4 protein-coding genes and 3 tRNA genes are annotated in these 6,840 nt (G+C 32.5%); 3 read left to right on the top strand and 4 right to left on the bottom strand.

Annotated elements, in window-relative coordinates:
* Positions 1-235: 235 nt before the first annotated feature.
* The gene (locus ACMOUI_RS04370) at positions 236-1,000 is read right to left on the bottom strand and encodes an exodeoxyribonuclease III (protein ID WP_418964516.1); all 765 of its coding nucleotides are present in this window, start codon (positions 998-1,000) and stop codon (positions 236-238) included.
* 150 nt (positions 1,001-1,150) lie between these two features.
* Here ACMOUI_RS04370 and ACMOUI_RS04365 point away from each other — a divergent pair.
* The 3 genes from ACMOUI_RS04365 (at position 1,151) to ACMOUI_RS04355 (ending at position 1,394) form a co-directional block, all read left to right on the top strand.
* Positions 1,151-1,227, top strand: a tRNA-Pro gene (locus tag ACMOUI_RS04365).
* A 3-nt stretch (positions 1,228-1,230) separates the two neighbouring features.
* A tRNA-Trp gene (locus ACMOUI_RS04360) sits at positions 1,231-1,306 on the top strand.
* Between the two features lie 11 nt (positions 1,307-1,317).
* A tRNA-Met gene (locus tag ACMOUI_RS04355) sits at positions 1,318-1,394 on the top strand.
* A 102-nt stretch (positions 1,395-1,496) separates the two neighbouring features.
* Here the strand turns inward: ACMOUI_RS04355 and ACMOUI_RS04350 are convergent.
* The 3 genes from ACMOUI_RS04350 to ACMOUI_RS04340 all read right to left on the bottom strand — a co-directional run.
* Positions 1,497-2,510, bottom strand: coding sequence for a patatin-like phospholipase family protein (locus tag ACMOUI_RS04350; RefSeq protein WP_418964515.1), 1,014 nt, complete (start codon positions 2,508-2,510; stop codon positions 1,497-1,499).
* Positions 2,511-2,518: 8 nt separating this feature from the next.
* Positions 2,519-4,813, bottom strand: a complete 2,295-nt coding sequence (locus ACMOUI_RS04345; protein ID WP_418964514.1) for a glycosyl hydrolase family 18 protein — start codon at positions 4,811-4,813, stop codon at positions 2,519-2,521.
* 20 nt (positions 4,814-4,833) lie between these two features.
* Positions 4,834-6,840, bottom strand: a 2,007-nt coding sequence (locus ACMOUI_RS04340; RefSeq protein WP_418964513.1) for a chitinase, incomplete at its 5' end; no start/stop codon positions are given.

Here is a 6,840-nt window from a genome sequence, read left to right as displayed (position 1 = left end):
CCTTTTCATTTTCAGAGATATTAACAGCAGGAAAAGCTTTTTTAAAGGGGTTTTGTAACTTATCCTCATCAAAGGGATCAGATAAAAAATTAGAAAACCAGTCATTTTTTTTAATTAAACTCATAATAAAAACCTCCTTAGGAAATAAAAAAGAATTTTTAGTTTGTACTTACATCTACTAAAAAAAAATAGGATTCCTTTTAAAGTTGAAAGGAAATAAAAAAAGAGCTCTCAATTAAGAGAGTTCTTTAATAAGAAGTTCCACAGGGCAATGATCAGATCCCATAACTTCATTATGAATATTAGCTTCTACAATCTTATCTTTTATCTTATTAGAAACTACAAAGTAATCGATTCTCCAACCAGCATTGTTTTTTCGAGCGCTAAATCTATATGACCACCATGAATAGACATCAGTGACATCTGGATGTAAAAATCTAAAGCTGTCAACAAATCCACTTTTAAGAAGTTCACTAAATTTATCTCTCTCTTCAATTGTAAATCCGGCATTTGTTTTATTTGATTTTGGATTTTTTAAGTCAATTTCAGTGTGAGCAACATTTAAGTCACCACAAAGAATAACAGGTTTTTTAGCGTCTAAATCCAAAAGATAGTTTCTAAAATCATCTTCCCATGTCATTCTATAATCTAATCTAGCCAACTCTGTTTGGGAGTTAGGGGTATACACATTCACCAAATAATAGTCATTGAACTCCAGGGTTATAACTCTTCCCTCTTTGTCGTGATGATCTATTCCAATATCATAGGACACAGATAAGGGTTTTTCTTTAGTGAATACAGCTGTTCCTGAGTAACCTTTTTTTTCTGCATAGTTCCAATAACAGTTATATCCTTCGGGATTAAAATCAACTTGCCCCTCTTGAAGTTTTATTTCCTGTAAACAAAAGATATCAGCATCAATAGAATTAAAATACTCTAAAAAATTTTTTTGAAGAATGGCTCTAAATCCATTGACATTCCAAGAAATGAATTTTTTCATAATAACCTCCATACAATTAGTCAAAATTATCTACTAGAGATTATATCACAAATAAAAAAATAAAAAAAATAAAAAAGTTTGTTGACATAAATAATATTTTATGATACTATAATTATGTAGCAAGCAACCAGCTACGAAAGACAAATAGTTCGGAATATAGCGCAGTCCGGTAGCGCACCTGCCTTGGGAGCAGGGGGCCGCAAGTTCGAATCTTGCTATTCCGACCATGCAGGTCAATGGCTCAATTGGTAGAGCATCGGTCTCCAAAACCGAGGGTTGGGGGTTCGAGTCCCTCTTGACCTGCCATTTATTTTTAAGCCTAGATAGCTCAGTTGGCTAGAGCACTCGGTTCATACCCGAGCGGTCGAAGGTTCGAATCCTTTTCTAGGCACCATTTGAAATTTGAAACTCTGTAAAAGGAGTTTTTTTATTTTTTTGTAGTTTTTTCACCGGATATTTTTTATCAAAAAAGATTACCAATAAAAAATTAGTAATCTTAACTATTTAAAATAAGTTGTAAAATAATATCATCTAACTTATCCTTATTATTTTTGATAAACTCATAGGCATCAGAGGAGAGATTTTCAATATTTTTATCAGATTTATTATCTAACTCCAATGAACCCTTATATAGACGAGGATTTAATCTATAATAGTTCCACTTATTTTTAGAGGAATCAAAAATTTTTCTTAAAATAAAATCATCAGTATTGGATTGAGCAGAAAAGAGAATATCAATAATCGGTATCACCCATTTTGCTCCGCCCTTAGTCTTTAAATGCTCATAATTTTTATATCCCTCTTTTTTCCCTGTCCCAATTGAAATGAGAATCATATCATCAGATCCTGGAAAAGATGGTTTGTCATCTTTTAAGTGCTTTTTAAAATCGAGATTTCTGGCTTCAGCATAAGCTATAAGAGCTGGATTGTTAGCAAATATTCCACCGTCGATACAGTTGTATGTATCACCATTTAAAGAGACTAGTTTTTTTGCATTAAAATACACAGGGGCTGATGAAGTTGCAATAACAACATCCCTTAGTTTGAAATTTTTCAAAGGTTTTCTTTTAGCATTTAAACTGTCAAAAAAAATCTCTTTAGCTCTTATTAAATCATAGGAAGTGGACATAAAAGGCTTTAAAGTATCGCTTAAATTTATATCTCCAAATAGAGTCATTGCCAACTCTTCAAGAGATTTTGTGGAGTATTTAGGACGAAGGATTCCACCAAAAGATGAAATCCTTCTAATTATATTTTTTTTAAAAATTTTATCTCCACAATTTTTATAGAGTTCAACAATCTCTTGTGCAGTGTGGTAGTTTGGAGATGTATAGAGAGCACCTAAAATACCTCCAGTGCTAGTTCCAACAATTAAATCAAAATATTCATGAAGATATATATTTTTACCAACTTTTTTAGAGATTTCAGCCTCTAAATATTCACAGATAATAGCTGGTATAATACCTTTTACCCCACCACCATCAATAGATAAAATTCTAAGTTTTTTCATAAAAATCACTATTTAATAAGAGGCGCTAAAGCGTTTTTAAACTGCCAGTTATGATATTTGTCCCAGTCGATACTCCATGTCATAAATCCTTTTACATTAGAGTACCCTCTTCTTTGAACTTCTCTCCAAGCCTCAACAAAAATGTTCATATCGTTGATTGCACCAGTTCCAGCAGCACCAATACCTGAAGGTAATCCAATAGCTAAAATCTCCTCTGGGATAGGACCAATTGGGAAAAGTTGAGCATATTGTCCACCCCATGCAGGACCATCATGACCTTTGATAAGTGCTTCAGTAAATTCAGGGATAAATCTAGCTTGATTTTTACAATCTATTGCAACTCCACTTCCATCAAATGGATAAACACCAGTTCCAGGAGCATTGTAATATTGTGGGTGTATAGTTGTTATTAAATGTTTTGTTTCTCTGATAAGATCTATATATAGACTTCCAAAACCTGTGCTTATTAAATAAGCAACCTCAGGAGCCATAGAATAGATAAAGTTTGGATCTTTAGCTCTAAAATATTCAACAATCTCTTTTATTGCTTGAACAACGTGAGAAGTTCCATTTTGAGCACTTTGTCCTTCAAGGTCTACGTCAAATCCGTTGAAACCATACTCCTCAATAATGTTAATAACTCCATTTTTAAATATCTCTTTGTCTGAATCTGATTTTATGTGGAATACACCATTTTGCCCACCAACAGCGATTATAACATTGTGCCCTTTAGCTTTCATTCTAGCAACTTTCTCTTTAAATTGAGCTTTTGTAACAGCTTTACTCGCTTCTGGGTCAAAGACAGGTGTTAAATAATCATTTGCATGTTCAATGAAAGATACAACGATTGTATCATATTCAGAAGGAGTCTCCTCTAAATCAATGTATGATGTAGGACCATTTCCTCCCCATGAAGACCAGTAACCAATCAATGATTTTTTAGAGTTTCCAGTTGACTCTTTTTTTATTGTAAGTATATTTGTTTGATAATATGTTATAGTTGAGGCATTTTTCCCAGCGAATACAAGTTGTACAGTGTTATTTCCAGTTAATAGTGGAAGTGATGCCACTTCAAGTGAAACATTAACCATAGATGCTCTTCTTGTAAATTCAACAGGTTTAATAAAAGATTTAAAACCATTAATATATACTGCATATTCAGTATGTATATTTAAAGAAGGAATTGACACTGTTCCTAAAAGTTGAGTGTTATCTCCATTTAAATAGATTGCTTCAACATCTGTTGCTCCAACTAAAGGTAATCTTTCAGGGAAGTTTACAGTTGGAACTTCAGGCTCAACAGGTGGGTCAGGATTTGTTCCTCCACCTTCTACAGTTTCACCATTTATAATTAGATTTATTGGTTGTCCATTTAATGTGGCATTAGAAGCAACCTTTATATCAAAAGGAGCACCATTACCATTGATACCCTCAATTTTAAAAGTTCCATTAGGGCCTAAATTGAAGTGAGAAGCTCCAGACCAATCTGAACCTGAAGTTATAGATATTCTATTACCAGTTTTAGAGGAGTTAATTTGCCACTGAGAAAGCCCAGAAGCAGGAGAATCAAAACTTATCTCCCAATTACCACCATAATTTCTATCTGTATGAGAGATTAACTCAATAGCAGCACTAAAACCATTTCCCCAAGATTGATCTGATGAAAGTTTTAATGTAGCAACTCTACCATCTGTAGGAGGAACGATAGGTTCATCTTTAATAGTAGCTGTATTAGATAATTTTGTAATCTGCTCTAATGATTGAGCTCCTCTATAAGAGAAAATTGCCTCAACAATATAATCTCCTGGAGTTAAAATAGTAGAAAAAGCTAGAGTTTCACCTGGAGTAGTAGTAGTTTTTTGCTCAATTGTATTTCTAACAGAAGTTTTTAAATTATATGTAACTTGAGTTATTCTATTTTGAGAGTCAGATATTGTCTTTGAAGAAACAAATGCCTTTTTATCAGTAATGGATAATTCGATAGCTCCTATAGTGGGAATTACAACCTCGGGCTCAACAGGTGGCTCAACAGGCGGATTAATAGGTGGCTCAGGATTAACGATATCTCCATCTAAATCAAATATATTTTTTTCAACACTAGATAATAACTCTTTAACTTCGAAAAAATATATAATTGATGATTCCATATTTAAGCTATTTATTTTGTTTTTTAGCTCTATTAACTGAATATTTAAAGATTCAAGCTCATTGCTAGCATCAACAAATCTCTTTTTTAAATTGTTATAGTGATTTAAAACGTTTGAAAAATGAGATTTTATGTTTTGTATTTCTAAGGTATTCATTGCACACTCCTTGTATAAAATTATAATGTAGTTTCTTTCCAAGCTTCATTTGATGATGGTGGTTGATCCCAAGCAGAGACATACCAACCATTTGAATAGTATTTTCCTAAATAGTAAACTTTTGTATTTGAGTTTGGATAACTCATTGATTCATGCCAAACGGGAATCCCATTATAAATTCCAGAATCTGCTGAGAAAACTAATGGGGATACATTTGTGTTTGTACTGTTATAGATTTGAAAAGCTTTGGTAAAAGCTGACTCCTCTTGAGTTAATCCAGTGGAATCAGGTCCATTAGGAGTTGAACCATTATTTGCTTTATCTCTATTTGCAGACCAGAAAGTGATCATTCCAACATTTTTAGCTTTACAAAAATTGATAACAGAAGTAACATCCTCTAAAAAGAATGTGTTAAAAGCTCCAGTGTCATTTACTCCAATCTCAGGGCAAATTCCAATCATAGCCCAAAGCTCATCATCAGTTTTTGTAATTCCGTTATTATTATAAAGAGTTCTTAATTGAGAATGTAGATTTGTCATAGCTGATATAGCTTGTTCGCCCATATTTCCAGAGTAAGCCCCACCATAACACATAGCCATAATATTAACTCCTTCAATTTCAACACCCTTTTTAATAGCATCATCAACTAAAAGAAGTTCATTTTGATTTAAGCCATAAGGCATAACAGGAAGCGTAAACCAGAAACCAACATATCTACCCTCAGCTTTTAACTCATCTTGTAAAAGCTTTATAGCCATATGATTTCTTCTGTTTTCTTCACAAGTTTCATTACCAGATATTCTATTGTGCTCCATATCGAAATCTACTCTATTTAAGTTCCAGTTGTTTATAATAGATTTATATTTATTTTTTAAATCTTGAATGTCTGTTATAACTTCGTTTAAGTAAGGTCCATTAAGACCACCAAAAGATATACATACATCTCCACCCATAGATCTTAATCTTTCAATATCCTGCATAAGTCCAGCATTAGTTCCTCTATTGCCAGGTAGATTTATATTACCTGCCCAAGCTGGATTCTTATTGGAGTCTGCAGTTATAAATCCTAAATTATAGAATTGAACACCTGTTATTTTAGATTTATCTGCTAAAGCAAATTTTGAATTAACATCATCTCTAGCTGCATCAATAAATGGAGCAAAGATTCCTCTAGGCCATCTTTTTTCAGGATTGGGGTCAGGATTAGGTTCAGGTTCTACTGTATCCTCCTTAATAGTTATAGTATTAGAGTTTAATAAAATCTCCCCAGATCTTGACCCAATATCATATCTACAGTTGCAATTGAAAAAATAGTTTCCATCAGCAACACTTTTAAATTGAACATGATCAAAAGGATCAGTGTTGGTAATTGTTTCAATTAAGGCGTTGTTTGAATTTTTTAATGTATATATAACCTCAGTTATTGCTAAATCTTTATCTACAACCTTAGTTAACAGTCCCTTAGGAGTGTTTTTAAAAGCTGTTAAAGCCGCACAACAAACAGTTGGAATTTCTTTGTCAATCAATTGAATTGTAATAGAGTTTGACTTTACAGTTTTACTCTGGATAACTTCATTAGCTCCGTCGTAATAGTAAGTAGCTATGAAGTGGAAAGTTCCATGTTCTCTAAATTTGAAATCCACCTTAAACATAGATTCTGGAAGAGAAAGATGTAAAATTTCACTGTCTCCAGAAGAAGTTTCTTTATATAGTCTATATTCAATGCTATTCAGTCTAATTTCAGGATCAATAATATCTTTTAAAGAACCGATTAATGTAGTTTGAATATCCTCTAAAATAGCTGTTTTTATTTCAGGAGTAACAATCTCAGGAACCTCAGGTTCAGTTATTTCTATCATGTGCTCTAAATCAAAAATCATCTTTTCTACATCATAAGCAAGAGCTTTTATTTCAAAAAATTCATTGATATTATTAGTACAGTTTAAATTATTTGATAGATTTACTAAAAGTTCTAATTTATTTTTCGTTACGTTATATTCTGGGTTTGATGAGACAATATCCATTAT

It is taken from the genome of Cetobacterium sp. (genome assembly GCF_048470075.1).
In the GTDB taxonomy this organism is placed as follows: domain Bacteria; phylum Fusobacteriota; class Fusobacteriia; order Fusobacteriales; family Fusobacteriaceae; genus Cetobacterium_A.
The sequence above is the reverse complement of the archived record's forward strand: the minus strand, read 5'-3'. Positions and strand labels throughout refer to the sequence as shown.